Source organism: Streptococcus sp. 9.1, assembly GCF_016648815.1.
In the GTDB taxonomy this organism is placed as follows: Bacteria; Bacillota; Bacilli; order Lactobacillales; family Streptococcaceae; genus Streptococcus; species Streptococcus salivarius_E.
Map to the genome: position 1 here is coordinate 135036 of NZ_JACLQS010000003.1, position 23124 is coordinate 158159.

General features: G+C 41.2%; 20 protein-coding genes. 19 read left to right on the forward strand and 1 reads right to left on the reverse strand.

The genetic code is table 11. The features are described 5' to 3' along the window. Window positions 1-98 precede the first annotated feature (98 nt). The 3 genes from H7T93_RS03955 (at window position 99) to ilvC (ending at window position 3366) form a co-directional block, all read left to right on the forward strand. The gene (locus H7T93_RS03955) at window positions 99-1799 is read left to right on the forward strand and encodes an acetolactate synthase large subunit (protein ID WP_021144691.1); all 1701 of its coding nucleotides are present in this window, start codon (window positions 99-101) and stop codon (window positions 1797-1799) included. Continuing rightward, on the forward strand, window positions 1792-2268 hold the full coding sequence (gene ilvN, locus H7T93_RS03960) for an acetolactate synthase small subunit (RefSeq protein WP_002887025.1): 477 nt from the start codon (window positions 1792-1794) through the stop codon (window positions 2266-2268). The genes H7T93_RS03955 and ilvN overlap by 8 nt, the downstream gene beginning before the upstream one ends. 75 nt (window positions 2269-2343) lie before the next feature. Beyond that, window positions 2344-3366: a ketol-acid reductoisomerase gene (gene ilvC, locus H7T93_RS03965; protein ID WP_002885764.1), complete on the forward strand. Its 1023-nt coding sequence runs from the start codon at window positions 2344-2346 to the stop codon at window positions 3364-3366. Window positions 3367-3492: 126 nt separating this feature from the next. Here ilvC and tyrS read toward each other — a convergent pair whose 3' ends face one another. Continuing rightward, window positions 3493-4749, reverse strand: coding sequence for a tyrosine--tRNA ligase (gene tyrS / locus H7T93_RS03970; RefSeq protein WP_021144690.1), 1257 nt, complete (start codon window positions 4747-4749; stop codon window positions 3493-3495). Between the two features lie 101 nt (window positions 4750-4850). Here tyrS and pbp1b point away from each other — a divergent pair, with 101 nt between their 5' ends. From pbp1b to H7T93_RS04050, 16 genes are all read left to right on the forward strand, one after another. Then, complete coding sequence (gene pbp1b, locus H7T93_RS03975) at window positions 4851-7274, forward strand: penicillin-binding protein PBP1B (protein WP_048790862.1); 2424 nt, start codon at window positions 4851-4853, stop codon at window positions 7272-7274. A 359-nt stretch (window positions 7275-7633) separates the two neighbouring features. After that, window positions 7634-11215 (forward strand): DNA-directed RNA polymerase subunit beta, encoded by a 3582-nt coding sequence (gene rpoB / locus H7T93_RS03980; protein ID WP_002885744.1) that lies wholly within the window; start codon window positions 7634-7636, stop codon window positions 11213-11215. Window positions 11216-11314: 99 nt separating this feature from the next. Next, on the forward strand, window positions 11315-14953 hold the full coding sequence (rpoC, locus tag H7T93_RS03985; protein WP_002887020.1) for a DNA-directed RNA polymerase subunit beta': 3639 nt from the start codon (window positions 11315-11317) through the stop codon (window positions 14951-14953). A 162-nt stretch (window positions 14954-15115) separates the two neighbouring features. Continuing rightward, window positions 15116-15478 carry a DUF1033 family protein gene (locus H7T93_RS03990; protein WP_002887019.1) on the forward strand — a complete coding sequence of 121 codons (363 nt, stop codon included), beginning with the start codon at window positions 15116-15118 and terminating at the stop codon, window positions 15476-15478. Between the two features lie 81 nt (window positions 15479-15559). Continuing rightward, complete coding sequence (comGA, locus tag H7T93_RS03995) at window positions 15560-16501, forward strand: competence type IV pilus ATPase ComGA (protein ID WP_002885658.1); 942 nt, start codon at window positions 15560-15562, stop codon at window positions 16499-16501. Then, window positions 16383-17483 (forward strand): competence type IV pilus assembly protein ComGB, encoded by a 1101-nt coding sequence (comGB, locus tag H7T93_RS04000; RefSeq protein ID WP_175057819.1) that lies wholly within the window; start codon window positions 16383-16385, stop codon window positions 17481-17483. Before comGA ends, comGB begins: the two co-directional genes overlap by 119 nt. An 8-nt stretch (window positions 17484-17491) precedes the next feature. Beyond that, on the forward strand, window positions 17492-17806 hold the full coding sequence (gene comGC, locus H7T93_RS04005; protein ID WP_037611125.1) for a competence type IV pilus major pilin ComGC: 315 nt from the start codon (window positions 17492-17494) through the stop codon (window positions 17804-17806). Then, window positions 17766-18194 (forward strand): competence type IV pilus minor pilin ComGD, encoded by a 429-nt coding sequence (gene comGD / locus H7T93_RS04010; RefSeq protein WP_253183813.1) that lies wholly within the window; start codon window positions 17766-17768, stop codon window positions 18192-18194. The genes comGC and comGD overlap by 41 nt, the downstream gene beginning before the upstream one ends. Window positions 18195-18225: 31 nt before the next feature. Continuing rightward, the gene (gene comGE, locus H7T93_RS04015; protein WP_021144685.1) at window positions 18226-18456 is read left to right on the forward strand and encodes a competence type IV pilus minor pilin ComGE; all 231 of its coding nucleotides are present in this window, start codon (window positions 18226-18228) and stop codon (window positions 18454-18456) included. Continuing rightward, window positions 18443-18880, forward strand: a complete 438-nt coding sequence (comGF, locus tag H7T93_RS04020) for a competence type IV pilus minor pilin ComGF (RefSeq protein ID WP_021144684.1) — start codon at window positions 18443-18445, stop codon at window positions 18878-18880. The genes comGE and comGF overlap by 14 nt, the downstream gene beginning before the upstream one ends. Then, entirely contained in the window at window positions 18858-19175 is a 318-nt protein-coding gene (gene comGG, locus H7T93_RS04025) for a competence type IV pilus minor pilin ComGG (RefSeq protein ID WP_021144683.1), read from the forward strand. Before comGF ends, comGG begins: the two co-directional genes overlap by 23 nt. A 44-nt stretch (window positions 19176-19219) precedes the next feature. Beyond that, window positions 19220-20176, forward strand: a complete 957-nt coding sequence (locus H7T93_RS04030) for a class I SAM-dependent methyltransferase (protein WP_002885753.1) — start codon at window positions 19220-19222, stop codon at window positions 20174-20176. A 56-nt stretch (window positions 20177-20232) separates the two neighbouring features. Further along, window positions 20233-21426 (forward strand): acetate kinase, encoded by a 1194-nt coding sequence (locus tag H7T93_RS04035; protein ID WP_002885831.1) that lies wholly within the window; start codon window positions 20233-20235, stop codon window positions 21424-21426. A 250-nt stretch (window positions 21427-21676) separates the two neighbouring features. Then, window positions 21677-21874 carry a helix-turn-helix transcriptional regulator gene (locus tag H7T93_RS04040; RefSeq protein ID WP_002885716.1) on the forward strand — a complete coding sequence of 66 codons (198 nt, stop codon included), beginning with the start codon at window positions 21677-21679 and terminating at the stop codon, window positions 21872-21874. Between the two features lie 11 nt (window positions 21875-21885). Then, window positions 21886-22542: a CPBP family intramembrane glutamic endopeptidase gene (locus H7T93_RS04045; RefSeq protein ID WP_014632546.1), complete on the forward strand. Its 657-nt coding sequence runs from the start codon at window positions 21886-21888 to the stop codon at window positions 22540-22542. Window positions 22543-22619: 77 nt separating this feature from the next. After that, window positions 22620-23066 carry a CAAX protease gene (locus tag H7T93_RS04050; RefSeq protein ID WP_175057818.1) on the forward strand — a complete coding sequence of 149 codons (447 nt, stop codon included), beginning with the start codon at window positions 22620-22622 and terminating at the stop codon, window positions 23064-23066. The last annotated feature ends 58 nt before the right edge of the window (window positions 23067-23124 follow it).

The following is a 23124-nucleotide window of genomic DNA, read 5'->3' on the forward strand; positions in this document are numbered from 1 at the left end:
CTGAAACCCTTGCAAATTTGGTTAAAAATGTTATCATAGTATACAAGGTTTTGAATTTTTAGACAATTCGAAAAAAACAACTACTAAAGGAGGTCCATGTGAAGAAAATTGAACTTAAAGAAGCACGCTCTGGTGCTGATTTGATTCTTGATACACTTCTTGAACTTGGGATTTCAACTATCTTTGGATATCCTGGCGGAGCGGTTCTTCCTTTGTATGATGCTATTTACAAAAATGACAAGATTAATCATATCTTATCTCGTCATGAGCAAGGAAGTCTGCACGAAGCTGAAGGTTATGCCAAATCAACTGGTAAACTCGGTGTTGCTCTTGTAACGAGTGGTCCTGGTGCCACTAATGCTATTACAGGGATTGCAGATGCTATGAGTGATAGCGTACCTCTCCTAGTCTTTACTGGTCAGGTCGCAACACCAGGTATTGGTAAGGATGCCTTCCAAGAGGCTGACATTGTCGGAATTACCATGCCGATTACAAAATACAATTATCAGATTCGCGATACAGCTGATATTCCTCGTATTATTAGGGAAGCGGTTCATATTGCAACAACTGGTCGTCCTGGTCCAGTTGTTATCGACCTCCCTAAAGATGTCGTAGCTAAGGAAACAGCCTTCATCAACGATCCTGAAATTAATCTTCCAAGTTACCAACCGACGCTAAGACCAAACGAAATGCAAATCAAGAAAATCTTGAAGCAGTTGGGTAAAGCTAAGAAGCCGGTTATTGTAGCTGGAGGTGGGGTCTCTTATTCTGAATCTGCTAAGGAGCTAGTTGCTTTTGCAGAACGCTACCAAATCCCAGTTGTCACAAGTCTTCTAGGACAAGGGACAATTGCTACTAGCCACCCCCTTTTCTTGGGTATGGGTGGTATGCACGGTTCATATGCGGCTAACATTGCTATGACCGATGCTGACTTTATGATTGCTATTGGTTGTCGTTTTGATGATCGTTTGACAGGTAATCCTAAAACATTTGCTAAAAATGCTAAGGTTGTCCATATTGATGTAGATCCAGCTGAGATTGGTAAAATTATTGCAGTGGACCTTCCAGTTGTTGGTGATGCCAAGCAAGCTCTTGAAATGCTCTTGGCAGAGCCAGTGGTTCAGAATAACACTGAAAAATGGATTGAAAAAGTCACAAAAGACAAAGAGCGTGTACGTTCTTACGATAAGAAAGAACGTATGGTACAGCCTCAGGCAGTTATCGAGCGTATCGGTGAATTGACTAAGGGTGATGCCGTTGTTGTTACTGACGTTGGTCAACATCAAATGTGGACAGCTCAGTATTATCCATACCAAAATGAGCGTCAACTGGTGACCTCAGGTGGTCTTGGAACAATGGGATTCGGTGTCCCAGCAGCAATTGGTGCCAAAATTGCTAATCCTGATAAAGAAGTTATCCTTTTTGTTGGTGATGGTGGTTTCCAAATGACGAACCAAGAATTGGCTATCTTAAATATTTACAAGGTGCCAATCAAGGTTGTTATGTTGAACAACCACTCACTTGGTATGGTACGTCAATGGCAAGAGTCCTTCTACGAAGGGCGTACATCAGAGTCTGTCTTTGATACCCTTCCAGATTTCCAATTGATGGCTCAAGCTTATGGCATTAAGTCTTACAAGTTTGATAATCCAGAGACAATTGATCAGGATTTGGAAGTTATCAAGGAAGACGTGCCAATGTTCATCGAGGTAGATATCTCTCGTAAAGAGCATGTCTTGCCAATCGTTCCGGCTGGTAAGAGTAATCACGAAATGTTGGGGGTGAAGTTCAATGCGTAGAATGTTAACAGCTAAACTTCAGAACCGTTCGGGTGTCCTTAACCGCTTCACAGGTGTTCTTTCACGACGTCAAGTTAATATTGAAAGTATCTCTGTAGGGGCTTCTGAGGATCCTAACGTTTCACGTATTACGATTATTATTGATGTGAATTCTCAAAATGAAGTGGAACAAATCATCAAACAACTTAATCGTCAGATTGATGTGATTCGTATCCGTGATATCACGGATCAGCCACACTTGGAACGTGAAGTTATCCTAGTTAAGGTGTCAGCACCAACTTCTAAGCGTGCTGAAATCTTGGCGATTATTCAACCTTTCCGTGCATCGGTGGTTGATGTGGCACCAAGCTCTATCACTATCCAGATGACTGGTGATGCTGAAAAGAGCGAGGCGCTTCTACGAGTTATTCGTCCTTACGGAATTAAGAATATCGCTCGTACGGGTGCTACTGGATTTACCCGTGATTAAAAAATCCAACCTAAATTTGTTAACCCAGCCTTAAAAAGGCAATAAAATATTTTTTTAGAAAAGAGACATATTACTATGGCAGTTCAAATGGAATATGAAAAAGACGTAAAAGTAGCAGCACTTGACGGTAAAAAAATCGCCGTTATCGGTTACGGTTCACAAGGTCATGCACATGCACAAAACTTGCGTGATACTGGTCACGATGTGATCATCGGTGTTCGTCCAGGTAAATCATTTGATAAAGCTAAAGAAGATGGTTTTGATACTTACACAGTAGCAGAAGCAACTAAATTGGCTGACGTTATCATGATCTTGGCTCCAGACGAAATCCAACAAGAACTTTACGAAGCAGAAATTGCTCCAAACCTTGAAGCTGGTAATGCTGTTGGTTTTGCACACGGATTTAACATCCACTTTGAATTCATCAAAGTTCCTAAAGATGTTGATGTCTTCATGTGTGCTCCTAAAGGACCAGGTCACTTGGTACGTCGTACATTTGAAGAAGGTTTTGGTGTTCCTGCACTTTACGCAGTATACCAAGATGCTACAGGTAACGCTAAAGACATCGCTATGGACTGGTGTAAAGGTGTTGGTGCAGCACGTGTTGGTCTTCTTGAAACAACATATAAAGAAGAAACTGAAGAAGATTTGTTTGGTGAACAAGCAGTTCTTTGTGGTGGTTTGACTGCCCTTATCGAAGCTGGTTTTGAAGTCTTGACTGAAGCTGGATATGCTCCAGAATTGGCTTACTTTGAAGTGCTTCACGAAATGAAATTGATCGTTGACTTGATCTACGAAGGTGGATTCAAGAAAATGCGTCAATCAATTTCTAACACTGCTGAATTCGGTGACTACGTATCAGGTCCACGTGTTATCACTGAACAAGTGAAAGAAAACATGAAAGCAGTTCTTGCTGACATCCAAAACGGTAAATTCGCTAACGACTTCGTTAACGACTACAAAGCTGGACGTCCAAAACTTACTGCTTACCGTGAAGAAGCTGCTAACCTTGAAATCGAAAAAGTTGGTGCTGAATTGCGTAAAGCAATGCCATTCGTTGGTCAAAACGACGATGACGCATTCAAAATCTATAACTAATGTGATAGTCTCAAAAACCAGTCTAGTACTGGTTTTTTTGTGTTCTGAAGAGAGTAGTTGGGAATCCGACTGCTCTTTTTTGGTAAAAAAAAACTCACTCCATTAAGGAGTGAGAATAGCTATAAATTAGTAAGTCAAGACAAAGTTTTTCTTCTTACCACGACGGATAACAGTAATTTCATTATCAATTTTATCTGCATCTGATAGAGTGTAATCCAAGTCTTGCACACGTTCACCATTGATGTAGATAGCACCGTTTTGTACATCTTCACGTGCTTGGCGTTTAGAAGGTGAAATCTTAGCGTTGACGAGAAGTTCAACGATGTTCAGATTTTCATCTGCTGAGATCTCATAAGTTGGGACACCGTTAAGGGCAACTTTAAGGTCGCGTGCTGAGAGAGCTTTAAGATTACCAGCGAAGAGTTGTTCAGTGATGTGAACAGCTTGTTCGTAGGCCTCTTTACCGTGAACCAAGGTAACAACTTCGCGAGCCAAAATCTTTTGTGCCAAACGTTGGTGACGAGCTTGGTCAAATTCTTTACCGATTTCTTCGATTTCTTCAAGTGACAAGAAAGTGAAAATCTTCAAGAAGCGAACAGCATCGTCATCCATAACGTTGAGCCAGAATTGGTACATTTCGTAAGGTGTTGTTTTAGTAGCATCAAGCCAGACAGCGTTACCTTCAGATTTACCGAATTTTTTACCAGTTGAATCTGTGATAAGTGGAACTGTGATAACGTGTCCAGATTTGTCCGCTTTACGACGCAAGAGCTCAGTACCTGCTGTCATGTTACCCCATTGGTCAGAACCACCAATTTGGAGGGTTACGCCGTACTTATCGTTGAGTTCGTAGAAATCGTAACCTTGCATGATTTGGTAGGCAAACTCAGTGTAAGAGATACCTGTTTCGATACGTTTCTTAACAGATTCTTTACTCATCATGTAGTTAACTGTGAAATATTTACCCACGTCACGCAAGAAATCGATGAAGCTGACTGAACCAAACCAATCATAGTTGTTGACCATAACGGCTTTATTGTCACCATTTTCAAAATCAAGGAAACGAGAAAGCTGACCTTGGATTTTTTCAACCCAACCTTCAACGGTTTCTTTGGTTTGGAGGCTACGTTCGGCATCTTTAAATGATGGGTCACCAATCAAACCTGTTGCACCACCAACGAGGGCGTAAGGTTTGTGTCCAGCCAATTGAAGTCGGCGACTTGTAAGGATAGCGACAAGGTGTCCAAGGTGGAGACTGTCTGCTGTTGGGTCATAACCAGTGTAGTATGAGACGGGTCCCTCTTCAAAGGCTTTTACAAGGGCTTCTTCATCTGTGGTTTGAAAAATCAAGCCACGTGCTTTTAGTTCTTCAAAAATTGTCATGATATTCTCCAGTAAAGTATATTCTGCACCATTATACCAAAAGAAAGTAGGCCTATGCAAGCTTTGTCAAAGTTTGTTATAATAGGCTTTGAGGTATTTCTATGAATTTTGAAAAAATAATAAATTATTTTAGACGACTAGGGCAGGCTATTCGCACAAGGTTTGCTGGTTTTAGGTCTAAAAGAGGGGATAAATCTTTTAATGAAAGGAAAGCTACGACTGATTCTAAGTGGAATCGTAAGCAAGGGAGAAAGTCGACTGAGGACCGGATGACACTCTTAGACATGGGCGATGTTTTCTTAAAAACCTTAAAGCTTTTGTCTGATTTCTTTTATGTGGTTATTATCGTCCTTACCTTGTTCGGTGCAGGAATTGGTTTGGGTTATTTGGGGAGTCAAATTGAGTCTGTTCCGTCGATTAAGGACAAAACCTTGTTGAATCAGATTAGTGAGGTTAGTTTGGTATCTTCGATGAGCTATTCCGATTCTAAGAAGATTACGGATATTGATACTGACTTGCTGAGAACACCTATTGAGAGTGATGCGATTTCTAACAATGTCAAAAATGCCATCATTGCGACTGAGGATGAAAATTTTAAGAAGCATAAGGGTGTTGTGCCAAAGGCAGTATTTAGGGCTTTGGTGTCATCAGTTTTGGGAGTTGGCTCTTCAAGTGGTGGTTCGACGCTAACGCAGCAGTTAATTAAGCAACAGGTAACAGGAGATGCACCAACCTTTAAACGTAAGGCGGCAGAGATTATCTATGCCTTACAATTGGAGCGTCGTGTTTCTAAAAATGAAATTTTAACCGATTATCTGAATGTTTCTCCTTTTGGACGTAATAACAAGGGGAAAAATATTGCTGGTATTGAGGAGGCTGCTCAAGGTATCTTTGGCGTATCTACAGCGGATTTGACAGTTCCTCAGGCTGCCTATCTGGCAGGTTTACCACAGAGCCCAATTGTCTACTCACCTTATACAGCTGACGGTCAATTAAAAAACGCAGAGGATCTTTCTTATGGCTTGGCACGTCAACAAGATGTACTCTACAATCTTTATCGTGGCGGCTATCTAGATAAGTCGCAGTACGAAAGCTATAAGAGTTATGACATCACTAAAGATTTCAAGGCTGGTGAGAAGTCTGATGCCGTAAGTCATGACTATTTGTACTATTCTGTCATGTCTGAGGCTCAGGATGTCATGTATGATTACCTCGTTAAACGTGACAAGGTATCGAGTCAAGATTTGAAAAATGATAAGACAAAGGAAAGCTATCGTGAGAGAGCCCTTCAAGAGCTCCAAACCGGTGGCTACAGCGTTAAGACAACTATTGATAATGCAGTTTATAATGCGATGCAAGATGCTGCGAGTCAATATGGTGGCCTCCTCGACCAAGGTGGCAATAGTGGAGTTGAAGTCGGAAATGTGCTCATGGATAATGCGACTGGAGCAATTCTAGGATTTGTTGGTGGTCGTAGTTACGAAAATAATCAAAATAACCATGCCTTTGATACGGCACGCTCCCCAGGCTCATCTATTAAGCCTATTATCGCTTATGGAATTGCTATTGATCAAGGTTTGATGGGTAGCTCAAGTATCCTTTCTAACTACCCAACTAATTTTACGGGTGGAACGCCTATTCTCCATGATGGTGATAAAGGTACAGCTATGATGAACCTACAAGAGGCACTCAATACCTCATGGAACATTCCAGCCTTTTGGACTTACCAAATGCTTCAACGTCATGATGTTGATGTTGAGGGTTACATGACCAAGATGGGTTATAAGATTGCTAATTACAATATCGAGAGTTTGCCTCTTGGTGGAGGAATTGAAACCACGGTTGCCCAACAGGTAAATGCCTATCAAATGCTTTCAAATGGTGGCGTCTATGAGAAGGGCTATATGATTGATAGTATTACCGACCGGACTGGCGAAGTTATCTATCAGCATAAATCTGAAGGGGTTCAAGTCTTTTCAAGAGCTACGGCTAGCATCATGGATAACTTGCTCAAAGAAGTGGTAGTTAAGGGAGCAACAACTCAATTTCATTCTGAATTGAAAAATGTCAATGGTGCAGCAGCCTCAGCGGACTGGATGGGAAAAACAGGAACGACAGATAACTTTGCGGATGCTTGGTTGATTGTGTCAACGCCTGGTATTACTCTTGGTGGTTGGGCTGGTTATGACAATAATACACCAACCAATTCTAAAACGGGTTACACCTATAATGCGCAATATATGGCTCGTTTGACTTCCGCTATCTATAATGCTAATCCAGGTATTTTTAAAACTGGAGACAAGTTTAATATCGATTCAAGTGCCATTAAGGCAAGTGTACTCAAATCAACAGGTCTTAAACCAGCAACAGTGTCTGTCAATGGTCGTAATGTTTCTGTAAGTGGTGAAATGGTTGATACTTACTGGGCTAAAAATGGACCTGGAGATACGACTTACAAGTTTGCTATTGGTGGAACCGACAGTGACTATCAAAAAGCCTGGTCTAGCATTCTTGGAGGGCATTAGGAATTGCCAAGAAAACTTGCAAAAAAGTAAAAAATTAGGTATAATATAGACAACTATTTGTCGTCTTACTTGGTTGAAATATTGTCCAATCAAGAGATACAGCAGTTAAATCAACGTTTTTTCGGTCAGATTTAGCTGCTATTTTTGTGCTTATTTTTAGGATTTTCAAGTGTTGTAATGCATATTTAAAGGTTCTAAAAATTCACAGATTAAGTTTTTCGCTTATCATTAATCAGCTAAGTGGACCTTGGTGTTTGATCACTTGTCAATAGGACAAGCAACTGAAAAAGGCAGAAGACAAATATTTAAAGTGCACGACTTGCAAAGCAAGTCTCGAATGTAGAAAAGGAGTAGAAGACTTGGCAGGACATGACGTTCAATACGGGAAACATCGTACCCGTCGTAGTTTTTCAAGAATCAAAGAAGTTCTTGATTTACCAAACTTGATTGAAATCCAAACGGATTCATTCAAAGAATTCTTGGATACTGGTCTTAAAGAGGTTTTTGAGGATGTACTTCCTATCTCAAACTTCACAGACACTATGGAATTGGAATTCGTTGGTTACGAATTGAAAGAGCCTAAGTATACACTTGAAGAAGCTCGTATCCACGATGCATCATACTCAGCACCTATCTTTGTGACTTTCCGCCTTATTAACAAAGAAACTGGTGAAATCAAAACTCAGGAAGTCTTCTTCGGAGATTTCCCTATTATGACTGAGATGGGTACTTTCATCATCAATGGTGGTGAACGTATTATCGTTTCTCAGTTGGTGCGCTCACCTGGTGTTTACTTTAACGATAAGGTTGATAAAAACGGTAAAGTGGGTTATGGATCAACAGTTATCCCTAACCGTGGGGCATGGCTTGAGCTTGAAACAGATTCAAAAGACATCGCCTACACTCGTATCGACCGTACACGTAAGATTCCATTCACAACGCTTGTGCGTGCGCTTGGATTCTCAGGTGATGACGAAATTGTTGATATCTTTGGTGATAGCGAGTTGGTTCGTAACACCATTGAAAAAGATATCCACAAAAACCCAGCAGATTCACGTACTGATGAAGCGCTTAAAGAAATTTATGAACGTCTTCGTCCAGGTGAACCAAAAACTGCCGACAGCTCACGTAGCTTGCTTGTAGCTCGTTTCTTTGATCCACGTCGTTATGACTTGGCTGCTGTTGGTCGTTACAAAGTCAACAAAAAACTTAACATCAAGACACGTCTTTTGGGACAAACAATTGCTGAAAACTTGGTAGATCCTGAAACAGGTGAAATCCTTGTTGAAGCTGGTACTGAAATGACACGTGATGTGATTGATTCAATCGCAGAATACTTGGATGGTGATTTGAACAAATTTGTATACACACCAAATGATTATGCGGTGGTTACAGAACCTGTTGTTCTTCAAAAATTCAAGGTTGTTGCACCAAATGATCCAGATCGTGTAGTTACAATTGTTGGTAATGCCAACCCAGATGATAAAGTTCGTGCTTTGACAACAGCGGATATCTTAGCTGAAATGAGCTACTTCCTCAACCTTGCTGAAGGTATCGGTAAAGTAGACGATATCGACCACCTTGGTAACCGTCGTATCCGTGCCGTTGGTGAATTGCTTGCCAACCAATTCCGTATTGGTTTGGCTCGTATGGAACGTAACGTACGTGAGCGTATGTCAGTTCAAGATAACGAAGTCTTGACACCACAACAAATCATCAATATTCGCCCTGTAACCGCAGCTGTTAAAGAATTCTTCGGTTCTTCACAGTTGTCACAGTTCATGGACCAACACAACCCATTGTCAGAGTTGTCACACAAACGTCGTTTGTCAGCCTTGGGACCTGGTGGTTTGACACGTGACCGTGCCGGATATGAAGTTCGTGACGTGCACTACACGCACTACGGTCGTATGTGTCCAATTGAAACACCTGAAGGACCTAACATCGGTTTGATCAATAACTTGTCTTCATACGGACACCTTAACAAGTATGGTTTCATTCAAACACCATATCGTAAGGTTGACCGTGCAACTGGTAAAGTAACCAACGAAGTAGTTTGGTTGACTGCCGATGAAGAAGATGAGTACACAGTTGCTCAGGCTAACTCTAAATTGAACGAAGATGGCACATTTGCAGAAGAAATCGTTATGGGTCGTCATCAAGGTAATAACCAAGAGTACCCATCACACCTTGTAGATTTCGTGGATGTTTCTCCTAAACAGGTAGTTGCCGTTGCGACAGCATGTATTCCTTTCTTGGAAAACGATGACTCTAACCGTGCCCTCATGGGTGCCAACATGCAACGTCAGGCTGTGCCTTTGATTGATCCTAAAGCACCTTATGTTGGTACTGGTATGGAATATCAAGCTGCCCATGATTCAGGAGCTGCAGTTATTGCTCAACACGACGGTAAAGTTGTTTACTCTGATGCTGATAAAGTTGAAGTTCGTCGTGAAGATGGTTCTCTTGATGTTTATACTATTCAAAAATTCCGTCGTTCAAACTCAGGTACTGCCTACAACCAACGTACTTTGGTTAAGGTTGGCGATATTGTTGAAAAAGGTGACTTTATCGCTGACGGTCCATCTATGGAAGGTGGAGAAATGGCCCTCGGTCAAAACCCTATTGTCGCATACATGACATGGGAAGGTTACAACTTCGAGGATGCCGTTATCATGAGTGAGCGTCTTGTGAAAGATGACGTTTATACATCTGTTCACTTGGAAGAATTCGAATCAGAAACACGTGATACAAAGCTTGGGCCTGAAGAAATTACACGTGAATTGCCAAACGTTGGTGAAGAAGCCCTCAAAGACCTTGACGAAATGGGTATTATCCGTATCGGTGCTGAGGTTAAAGAAGGTGACATTCTTGTTGGTAAGGTAACACCTAAAGGTGAAAAAGACCTTTCTGCTGAAGAACGCCTTCTCCATGCTATCTTTGGTGATAAATCTCGTGAAGTACGTGATACATCACTCCGTGTACCTCACGGTGGTGATGGTGTCGTTCGTGATGTTAAAATCTTCACACGTGCAAACGGTGATGAATTGCAATCAGGTGTTAACATGCTTGTTCGTGTTTACATCGCACAAAAACGTAAGATCAAGGTCGGAGATAAGATGGCCGGTCGTCACGGTAACAAAGGGGTTGTTTCTCGTATTGTTCCTGTTGAAGACATGCCTTACCTTCCAGACGGTACACCAGTTGATATCATGTTGAACCCTCTTGGGGTGCCATCACGTATGAACATCGGTCAGGTTATGGAACTTCACCTTGGTATGGCTGCTCGTAACTTGGGTATCCACATCGCAACACCAGTCTTTGACGGGGCAAGCTCAGAAGACCTCTGGGATACTGTTCGTGAAGCAGGTATGGATAGTGATGCTAAGACAATCCTTTACGATGGACGCACAGGTGAACCATTTGATAACCGTGTGTCAGTTGGTGTCATGTACATGATCAAACTTCACCACATGGTTGATGATAAACTTCACGCCCGTTCAGTTGGTCCTTACTCACTTGTTACCCAACAACCTCTTGGTGGTAAAGCACAATTTGGTGGACAACGTTTCGGTGAGATGGAGGTTTGGGCCCTTGAAGCTTATGGTGCATCAAATATCCTTCAAGAAATCTTGACTTACAAGTCAGATGACGTTAACGGACGTTTGAAAGCCTATGAAGCTATCACTAAAGGTAAACCAATTCCAAAACCAGGTGTACCAGAATCATTCCGAGTACTTGTTAAAGAATTGCAATCACTTGGTCTTGATATGCGTGTCCTTGATGAGGATGACTACGAAGTTGAATTGCGTGATCTTGATGAAGGTGAAGACGACGATGTCATGCACGTTGATGATCTTGAAAAAGCACGTGTACAACAAGCCAAAGAAGCTGCTGAATTAGAAAAAGCTAAAGAAGAAGCTTCAGATAAAACAGAATAAATAAGCTTTAGAGAGGGAGTTCACACTCTCTGCTAAGGTAGCTGATAAAGGTGAGAATAGCGCTGCTATTGTCAATAGAACAAAAGAAAGGTAATACTAGTGGTTGACGTAAATCGATTTAAAAGTATGCAAATCACACTAGCTTCACCAACTAAGGTCCGTTCATGGTCTTATGGTGAAGTTAAGAAACCTGAAACAATCAACTACCGTACGCTCAAACCAGAACGCGAAGGTCTCTTCGACGAAGTGATCTTTGGTCCTACTAAAGACTGGGAATGTGCGTGTGGAAAATACAAACGTATCCGTTATAAAGGTATCGTTTGTGACCGCTGTGGTGTTGAAGTAACACGTGCTAAGGTTCGTCGTGAACGTATGGGTCACATCGAGTTGAAAGCACCAGTATCACACATCTGGTACTTCAAGGGAATCCCTTCTCGTATGGGATTGACTTTGGATATGAGTCCTCGTGCGCTTGAAGAAGTTATCTACTTCGCAGCTTACGTGGTTATCGATCCAAAGGAAACACCACTTGAACCAAAATCTCTCTTGACAGAACGTGAATATCGTGAAAAATTGCAAGAGTATGGACATGGTTCATTTGTCGCTAAAATGGGTGCAGAAGCTATCCAAGATCTCTTGAAACAAGTGGATTTGGAAGCTGAAATTGCTGAACTCAAAGAAGAGTTGAAGACAGCAACTGGTCAAAAACGTGTTAAAGCTGTTCGTCGTTTGGACGTTCTTGATGCCTTCTATAAGTCTGGTAACAAACCAGAATGGATGGTTCTTAACATCTTGCCAGTATTGCCACCAGACCTTCGTCCAATGGTTCAATTGGATGGTGGACGTTTTGCGGCATCTGACTTGAACGATCTTTATCGTCGTGTTATCAACCGTAACAACCGTTTGGCTCGTTTGCTTGAATTGAATGCCCCAGGTATCATCGTGCAAAACGAAAAACGTATGTTGCAAGAAGCGGTAGATGCCCTTATCGATAATGGACGTCGTGGTCGTCCAATCACTGGACCAGGTAGTCGTCCACTTAAATCTTTGAGCCACATGCTTAAAGGTAAACAAGGTCGTTTCCGCCAAAACTTGCTTGGTAAACGTGTTGACTTCTCTGGACGTTCCGTTATCGCCGTTGGTCCAACACTTAAAATGTACCAATGTGGTGTGCCACGTTTGATGGCCATCGAACTTTTCAAACCATTTGTGATGCGTGAAATCGTTGCGCGTGAATACGCAGGTAACGTGAAAGCCGCTAAACGTATGGTTGAACGTGGTGACGAACGTATTTGGGATATTCTTGAAGATGTTATCAAGGAACACCCAGTACTTCTTAACCGCGCACCTACCCTCCACCGTTTGGGTATCCAGGCCTTCGAACCTGTCTTGATTGATGGTAAGGCCCTTCGTCTTCACCCATTGGTATGTGAGGCCTACAATGCCGACTTTGACGGTGACCAAATGGCCATCCACGTTCCATTGTCTGAAGAAGCTCAAGCTGAAGCACGTTTGCTCCTTCTTGCGGCTGAACACATCCTTAACCCTAAAGACGGTAAACCGGTCGTAACACCATCTCAGGATATGGTTCTTGGTAACTACTACTTGACTATGGAAGAAGAAGGCCGTGAGGGTGAAGGTATGGTCTTCAAGGATATTGATGAGGCAGTTATGGCTTATCGTAATGGTTATGTTCACTTGCATAGCCGTGTCGGTATCGCAGTAGACAGCATGCCTGATAAACCTTGGAAAGAAAACCAACTTCACAAGATTTTGGTTACAACTGTTGGTAAGATTCTCTTTAACTCAATCATTCCAGCAGAAATTCCATATCTTCAAGAAACAACAAATGAGAACTTGACAGATAGTACACCAGATAAGTACTTCCTTGAACCAGGTCAAGATATCCAAACAGTTATTGATAGTTTGGAAATTAATGCGCCATTCAAGAAGAAAAATCTTGGTAACATCATCGCTGAAACCTTCAAACGTCTTCGTACGACTGAAACATCAGCCTTCCTTGACCGTTTGAAAGACCTTGGTTACTACCACTCAACACTTGCTGGTTTGACAGTGGGTATCGCCGATATCCCAGTTATCGATAACAAACAAGAAATTATCGATGCTGCTCACCATCGTGTTGAAGAAATTAACAAGGCCTTCCGTCGTGGTTTGATGACAGATGATGACCGTTATGTTGCTGTTACAACAACATGGCGTGAAGCGAAAGAAGCACTTGAAAAACGTCTGATTGAGACACAAGATCCTAAGAACCCAATCGTTATGATGATGGACTCAGGAGCTCGTGGTAACATCTCTAACTTCTCTCAACTTGCCGGTATGCGTGGTTTGATGGCCGCGCCTAACGGACGTATCATGGAATTGCCTATCCTTTCAAACTTCCGTGAAGGTTTGAGCGTTTTGGAAATGTTCTTCTCTACTCACGGTGCGCGTAAAGGTATGACCGATACGGCCCTTAAGACAGCCGACTCAGGTTACCTTACTCGTCGTTTGGTTGACGTTGCCCAAGATGTTATCATCCGTGAAGATGACTGTGGAACAGACCGTGGTCTTCTCATCCGTGCGATTACTGACGGTAAAGAAGTTACGGAAACACTTGAAGAACGTCTTCAAGGTCGTTACACTAAGAAATCAGTTAAGAATCCTACAACAGGTGAAGTAATCGTAGGTCCAGATACTTTGATTACTGAAGACATGGCTGCTGCTATTGTCAATGCTGGTGTTGAAGAAGTAACTATCCGTTCAGTCTTTACATGTAACACACGTCACGGTGTCTGCCGTCACTGTTACGGTATCAACTTGGCAACAGGTGATGCGGTTGAAGTTGGTGAAGCAGTTGGTACTATCGCCGCTCAATCTATCGGGGAACCTGGTACACAGCTTACTATGCGTACCTTCCACACCGGTGGGGTAGCCTCAAACACCGATATCACACAGGGTCTTCCACGTATCCAGGAAATCTTTGAAGCACGTAACCCTAAAGGGGAAGCGGTTATCACTGAAGTTAAAGGTACTGTTATTGAAATCGAAGAAGATGCCGCAACACGTACTAAGAAAGTCTTCGTTCAAGGTAAGACTGGAATGGGTGAATACGTTGTTCCATTTACAGCTCGTATGAAAGTTGAAGTGGGTGACGAAGTACACCGTGGTGCAGCCTTGACAGAAGGGTCAATCCAACCTAAACGTCTCCTTGAAGTGCGTGATACCTTGTCAGTTGAAACTTATCTTCTTGCAGAAGTACAAAAAGTTTACCGTAGCCAAGGGGTAGAAATCGGTGACAAACACGTCGAAGTAATGGTTCGTCAAATGCTTCGTAAAGTACGTGTTATGGATCCAGGTGATACAGATCTCCTTCCAGGTACACTTATGGACATTTCTGACTTCACAGATGCTAACAAGGATATTGTTATCTCTGGTGGTGTTCCTGCAACATCTCGTCCAGTTCTTCTTGGTATTACGAAAGCCTCACTTGAAACAAATTCATTCTTGTCAGCGGCTTCCTTCCAAGAAACAACACGTGTGCTTACAGATGCAGCTATCCGTGGTAAGAAAGACCATCTCCTTGGTCTTAAAGAAAATGTTATCATTGGTAAGACTATTCCTGCTGGTACAGGTATGGCTCGTTACCGTAACATTGAACCACTTTCAGTTAACGAAGTTGAAGTTATTGAAAATATTGCTGTTGATGAAGCAATTGTGGAATCATCTGAAGACTAAAACGAAATCAAAAGAACTCACAATTCATTGTGAGTTCTTTTCGTATTTATATGACTAGAATTTCTTCAATTTTTGATAAATATAAAATATAAGACCATTTTTTTTATCTTTTCCAGAAAATTTTGTATAATAGGAACACCAAAGATGAAGTGAGAAAGAAAAATGTACCAAGTAGTTGAAATGAAAGGGGATTTGGAACCGTGGTGGTTCTTAGAAGGCTGGCAAGAAGATATCATCAGTACTAAGGAATTTGAAAATTTTTATGATGCCCTCAAGTACTATAAAAAACTTTGGTTTGCCATGGAAGAAACCTTGCCAAGTTATATCAGCCGTAGTAGTGTCATGACTGCTTTTTGGGACCAAGAGGATAAACACTGGTGTGAGGAGTGTGACGAATACCTGCAGGTCTATCAATCGATTGCTCTTTTGGATGATTGGCAGGAAATTCCTGAGGAAAAATACCGTCCGGGATATGAAAAGCGAAATGATCTTCCAAATCATGCCCACTGTAAAATTAAACGTTAAACAATGCAGAAGCTCGAATTTTTTTCGGGCTTCTTTTCATTTTCTTAAACTTTTTACGAATAGGTTTATGAGGAGGTCCTTATGGTAACAGAATTTGCTAAGGAAATGATCAAAAATGCTGATAGTTGTGGGGCTCAAGACATCTATGTCATTCCACGTCAGGATAATTACGAGCTCTATATGCGAGTTGGCCAGGAGAGGAGATTAATTGATGTATATCGGCCTGATTTCATGGCTAGTCTTATTGGTCACTTTAAATTTGTGGCGGGAATGATGGTGGGTGAGAAGCGTAGGAGTCAACTAGGTTCCTGTGACTATGATTGTGGTGATGGTCAAAGGGTTTCTCTGCGTTTATCAACCGTTGGGGATTATCGCGGCTTAGAAAGTTTAGTTATTCGTGTTCTACATTCCGAACGTCGAGAATTGGTGTATTGGAATCAAGGAATCCAGCCGATTATGGATGCTTTGGATTATCGTGGCTTGTATCTCTTTGCAGGTCCCGTAGGTTCTGGAAAGACTACGCTTATGCATGAATTGGTTCAGGAGCGTTTTAAGGGACAGCAGGTGATTTCGATTGAAGATCCTGTGGAAATTAAACAGGATAATGTCTTGCAACTCCAGGTAAATCAGGCAATTGACATGACCTATGATAATTTGATTAAGCTATCACTACGTCACCGCCCGGATGTTTTGATTATTGGAGAAATTCGAGATAAGGAGACTGCTCGAGCGGTTATTAGAGCTAGTCTGACAGGAGTGACTGTTCTTTCAACTATTCACGCAAAGAGTGTGGCAGGTGTTTATGAGCGTCTTCTGGACCTTGGTGTAGATAAGTCTGAGTTGGATAATGCTCTTCAAGGGATTGCCTATATGCGTTTGATTAAGGGAGGAGGTGTGATTGATTTTGCCAGTGAAAATTTCCAAAGCCATTCGTCAACCAGCTGGAACCAACAGTTGGAAGGCTTGGTTCAACAAGGATATCTCACTGAAGGGGATATCCAAGGGGAAAAAATTAAAGATTAATCAGCAAGTCAAGGTTATCCAGCTTTTCAAACAACTTCTAAAGGCAGGGTTTACTTTAACTGAAATCGTAGCCTTTTTGGAGCGAAGTCACTTGTTGAAAGAATCGTCATTATCTCTTATGAAAGCAAGCTTAATGCGAGGCGACAGGCTAGACCAGATGTTTGCGTCAGTGGGTTTTTCGGACAATATTGTTACTCAGATTGCCCTTGCTGATAAGCACGGTAATCTTCTAGGTAGTTTAACCAAGATTGAAACCTACATGCTTCGCATGACCAAGGTTCGCAAGAAACTCATGGAGGTAGCGACCTACCCTATCCTACTCCTGGGTTTCCTGATTCTGATTATGTTAGGACTTAAAAATTATCTTTTACCTCAACTGTTAGAGGGTGATGGTAAGGATAATTGGGCTGTACAGTTGGTTCAAATCTTTCCCCAGCTCTTTTTTGTGACTTTGTGCGGACTGCTTGTATTAAGCTTAATTCTCTATCTATGGGTGAAACGCCAGCCAGCCCTTGTCTTTTATCGACGAATGGCAAAAATCCCTTTTATAGGCCAAACTGTCAGGCTATATACGACCGCCTATTATGCTAGAGAATGGGGAAATCTCTTAGGGCAAGGTATTGACTTGCTAGACTTGGTTGCTCTAATGAAAGAGCAAAAGTCCAAGCTCTTTCGTGAGCTGGGGACTGATTTAGAAGAAGCCTTGATGCTAGGACAGAGTTTTCCTGACCGTATTGCTAGTCACCCTTTCTTCACTAAGGAACTATCCTTAATTATTGCTTATGGAGAGGCTAATGCTAGGTTGGGCTATGAGTTAGAAGTCTATGCTGAAGAGGTTTGGCAGGCTTTCTTTAACCGTCTTAATAAGGCAACAACCTTTGTGCAACCCCTCATTTTTGTTATTGTTGCTGTCGTGATTGTAATGATCTATGCAGCTATGCTATTACCAATGTATCAAAATATGGAAGGAATGATGTCATGAAAATGATGTTGAAAAAATTGAATGCCGTTAAATTACGTGCTTTTACGCTGATTGAAATGCTGGTCGTGCTTCTCATTATCAGTATTCTCCTTTTGCTCTTTGTACCTAACTTGAGCAAGCAGAAGGATTCTGTTAAAGAGACTGGAAATGCGGCTGTGGTCAAGGTCGTGGATTCTCAAGCAGAACTTTATGAAATGAAGAATAACAAGACAGCTAGCTTAGCCGCTCTTGTTTCAGAAGGTCAAATCACGCAAAAACAGGCAGATTCATACAATGATTACTATGCGAAACATGGTGGCGAAAGCCGCTCAGTGGCCAATTAGAGCCTTTACCTTGTTGGAGAGTCTGGTGACTTTAGCAGTGGTTGCCTTTCTCACTCTGAGTTTATCAGGCTCAGTCACAGGTATTTTTCAGCAGGTTGAGACTAATCTTTTTTATCTGCGCTTTGAGTACCTATACCGAGATAGTCAGCGCTTGGCAGCGGCGGAAGGGTCCAATGTTGAATTGCAGTTGGCCAAGGATAAAATCAGTAACGGAAAATCAAGTCTGGTGATTCCTAAAAATATACATCTGGATAAGGGGCAGACGCTAGTGTTTGATGCCAAAGGAGGCAACTCTAGCCTCACAAAGATTCGTTTTTCAAGTGATAAGGAGGTGGTGACCTATCAGCTTAATATGGGCAGCGGTAAATATAAAAAGACGGTCTCTTAGAGGCTATATTCTTATCGAAAGCCTGGTAGCAATGGCTGTTTTAGTACTTGTCAGTGGTCTTATTTTGGAACAAATCAATACCAATCGTAGGCTAATGGCTAGGAATCTCCACCAACAGGAGGTCTTGAGTGTGGCAACCATGGCAGTTCAGACCAAACAGGATCAGTTGACCTTAAATGGCATCACAGTGACAGTTAAACGTAGCAAGCAAGGTATCGCGGTTTATGAATCAGGAAAGGAGATTATTCATGTCTCTCAATAGCAAGGTTCGTGCTTTTACCCTCTTGGAATGTCTAGTAGCTCTATTGGTGATTGCTGGTTCAATTCAAGTTTATCAAGGTCTGACCACAGTATTGGTGAGCAATGTTAAGCAGGTCAAGCAACAAGAAAACCAAGACTGGCTCCTATTTGTTCAACAAATGGAGGCAGAATTAGAAGGTTGTCAGTTGGTAAAGGTAGAGGGGAACAAACTCTATGTCAAGCAGGATAATCAAGACTTAGCTTTTGGACTATCAAGTGCTACTGATTTTCGAAAAACAAATGCTGATGGTCGAGGTTACCAACCTATGCTTTTTAATGTAAAATCTAGTACGATAAGCCAAAAGAGCCAGATAGTCACCATCCAAGTGACTCTTAAAAATGGGCTACAAAGGAGTTTTGTTTATGCTTTTGAAAAAACAAGTTAGGGGAGGTGTTCTCCTATATGCTCTGTTTATGGCTGGCATTTTCACACTCCTTCTTCATGTTTATCTGGAGCGGGTGGTTGCTAGCTCTAGACAGAACCAAGCGCAAATGATCTCCAGTCAGAGTCGTCTCATGGCAGAGATGACCATGGACTTGGCGGACAAGGAAGCAGGTGCTTTTAGTTTCTCTCAGGGAACTACGACTTATGAGGTTAAGGACAAACAAGTGATTGTTAGAGTTGCCAGTAAAGGTCAAATCAAGACCTATCGTTATGTGAAGAAGCAGGAGCAGAAATAGAAATTCTCTTTCCTTTTTGATATGATAGAAGGACGGAGGAAATCATGAATTTTGAAGCAATTGAGACAGCCTTTGAGCTGTTGTTAGAAAATGTCCAAACCATTGAAAATGATCTTGGAACCCATGCTTACGATGCGCTTATTGAGCAAAATTCCTATTATTTGGGGGCTGAGGTAGCTAATGAAGTCATCATCAAAAACAACGAGAAATTACGTGCCCTTGATCTAAGTAAAGAGGAGTGGCGTCGTGCTTTTCAGTTCTTGTTTATTAAACTAGGGCAATTGGAAGCCTTACAAGCCAATCACCAATTTACACCGGATGCTATTGGATTTATCATTCTTTACCTACTTGAAGGTTTGACCAAGGACGACCAATTAGATATTTTGGAGATTGGTTCGGGGACAGGAAACTTGGCTGAAACTCTTCTAAATAATAGTCAGAAAACCCTTAATTATATGGGAATGGAAGTTGACGATCTCCTTATCGATTTGTCAGCTAGCATTGCTGATGTGGTGAATTCAAGTGCAGTTTACATCCAAGAAGATGCTGTTCGACCACACATTCTCAAAGAGAGTGATGTTATTATCAGTGATCTACCTGTTGGTTATTACCCAAATGATGAGATTGCGAGTCGTTTCAAGGTTGCAGCAACCGGTGAACACACCTATGCCCATCACCTTCTCATGGAGCAATCACTCAAGTACCTGAAGAAAGATGGTATTGCTATTCTTTTGGCACCAACTAATCTTTTGACAAGCCCACAAAGTGATTTGCTTAAGAAATGGCTATCAGGATATGCTGATATTATTGCCGTTATCACTCTTCCAGAAGCAGCTTTTGGCAATAAACATAACATGAAGTCTATCTTTGTGCTTAAAAAACAAACTGAAAATGCTCCTGAGACCTTTGTTTATCCACTTAGTGATTTGCAAAACCCAGAGGTCCTCAAAGATTTTACAGAGAATTTCCAAAAATGGAAATCAGATAATTCCATTTTCTAGCAAAACATGTTAGAATAGGACTATATTATTGAAAGCGTTTTACAAAGAGGTGGCTTATGACAAAAACAATAGCAATTAATGCAGGAAGCTCAAGCTTGAAATGGCAACTATATGAGATGCCAGATGAAGTTGTTCTTGCTAAGGGTTTGATTGAACGTATCGGCTTGAAAGATTCTGTTTCAACAGTAAAATTTGATGACCGTTCAGAATCGCAAACTCTAGATATTGCTGACCATGTTCAGGCAGTAAAAATCTTGCTTGATGATTTGATTCGTTTTGATATTATCAAGAGCTATGATGAAATTACAGGTGTTGGTCACCGTGTGGTTGCTGGTGGAGAATATTTCAAAGAATCAAGCTTGGTGGATGAAGATGCCTTGGCTAAGATTGAAGAATTGTCAGCCTTAGCGCCTTTACACAATCCAGGTGCAGCTTCAGGGATTCGTGCCTTTAAGGAGCTCCTCCCAGATATTACAAGTGTTGCTGTTTTTGATACAGCCTTCCATACATCTATGCCGGAAGTGGCCTACCGTTATCCAGTGCCTAATCGTTACTATACAGACTACCAAGTCCGTAAGTATGGAGCACACGGAACTAGCCACCAATATGTTTCTCAAGAAGCAGCTAAGTTGTTAGGTAAGCCAATTGAAGAAACTAAGATTATCACAGCCCATGTGGGAAATGGTGTTTCTATTACTGCCGTTGATGGTGGTAAATCAGTAGACACGTCAATGGGGTTGACACCACTTGGTGGCGTTATGATGGGAACACGTACTGGGGACCTTGACCCTGCGATTATTCCATTTGTTATTGATCGTGAGCCTGAAATGGCAGATGCTGAGCGTATCCGTCACGTCTTTAATAAGGAATCAGGTCTTCTTGGCATTTCTGAAAAATCAAGTGATATGCGTGATATCATTGCTGGTAAGAATGCTGGTGATGAAAAATGTGCCTTGGCCTATGATCTTTATGTGGATCGTTTGCGTAAATACATCGCTCAATACTTCGGTGTGTTGAACGGAGCGGATGCTATCGTCTTTACAGCAGGTATTGGTGAAAACTCTGCGGAAGTTCGTGCTTCAGTTTTGGATGGTCTCACTTGGTTTGGTATTGAAGTGGATCCTGAAAAGAATGTCTTTGGACATGTAGGCGATATTACAACAGCAGAGTCAGCTGTTAAAGTATTTGTTATCCCAACAGATGAAGAGTTGGTGATTGCGCGTGATGTTGAGCGCCTTAAAACTAAATAAGTTATCAAAAATTTGATAAGACCAGAAAAGTTGGCCGAGTGATTGGCTAGCTTTTTTGAATGCTCTGAAAGCATCATTTGTCGATGTCTATATATGTGTAATTCAATAAGTAAAGAAAACTTTACAAAAAATGTAAAAAAGACTTTACAAAATATGTAAAGTAGACTATACTATAAATGTAAAGTTAACTTAACAAATAAAAGTAAGGAGTTTAACTATTTGAGAATAAACGATAAGGTTGAGGTACTACATGGAAACAAAAATTCAGGAACTTCGCAAGGCTAATAAGATTAGTCAGGCAGAGTTAGCAGATGAAATGGGGGTCACGAGACAGACCATCATTTCACTCGAAAAAGGTCGCTATAATGCGTCGTTGGAACTGGCTTTTAAAATTGCTAGATATTTTGGAAAGACTATTGAAGAAGTCTTTATTTTTGAGGAAGATTAAGGAGAAAAGATATGTTTAAACAAGTCATGAAGAAAATTGGTGTTATTGTTTTAGCGCTCACTCTACTAATCTTAGATTTAACACTATTAGGTGCTTTCCCGCTACTTACTCAGGATGGTAAGTTTTCACTTGTGGAGCAAATAGGTTACGGTATTTGGGCATTAGGGAGTTTGGCTATTTTTATCGTGATTGCTTATAGATTTAAACTCTTATCGCTTAAAGAGATTAATTGGAGACGTCTCGTTGCGATTGCTTCTCTCAATCTCGTCATCTTTTTCCTAGGTGATCTTCTAGGGTATTTTATTGGTCAGTTAACACACAATGCGACTATGGAAAATCAAGATGCTTTAAATGATATCTTTGCCCACGTACCATTCTATCTTCACCTAGTAGTCGCCGGTTTTATTATTCCGATTATGGAAGAAATCATTTTTAGGGGACTCTTAGCCAAGGTGCTCTTTGGAAAATACTTTAAGACGGGTCTTGTTATTTCCAGTCTTCTCTTTATGGCTGGTCACTCAGCATTTACGCTTCAGACAATTGTCATCTATGGTATTATGTCAGCTGGTCTTGCGATAACATATTATAAGACTAAGCGTATCGAGTACAGTATGGGTGTTCATATCTTAAACAATAGCATAAGTGTACTACTCAGTCTTTTCGTTTAAGGTGAATAAGTGTTTAAAGTTGTCAGTGAAAAAAGTTATATTGCTCTTATAAAGGATAATAGAGGGAGTGTTAAGATATGTTAATAAAAATGTTATTAGGAAAGAGAAAAACAGAGGCCGAGTTTAAGAAATACATTACACGAGTAGCCTGTTCTCTTTTGTCTTTGGGTGTTTTGGGTTTGTTTGTTGTTCGCTCTAACAGTCTTAGTGATTATGCTCTAGGATTAGTATTGGGATTTACCATTGGGGTTTATGTCTTGTCAATCTATTATTTTGCTACACTTACCCATCCCAAACGTCTTCATCGGATGTATATTGCTGCCTACGATGAGCGAAATAAACAGATTTTAATGGCGACAGCAGTTGCAACTCTGATTTTAGAGTTTTTGCTTATCTTTGCTTTGATTGCCCTATATGCCTTTGTCAATATTCAGTTGCCATATGTTACAGTCTTATCAGTCTTGCTCTATGGTTTAGTATTGGGATTTGCTCTTATTCGTCTCATCCTATCTAAAATAGGATAAGAGTCTATATTATCTTGAAAAACTCCTCTTTCGTTTTCTTTTTGTCTTGTCAAATAAG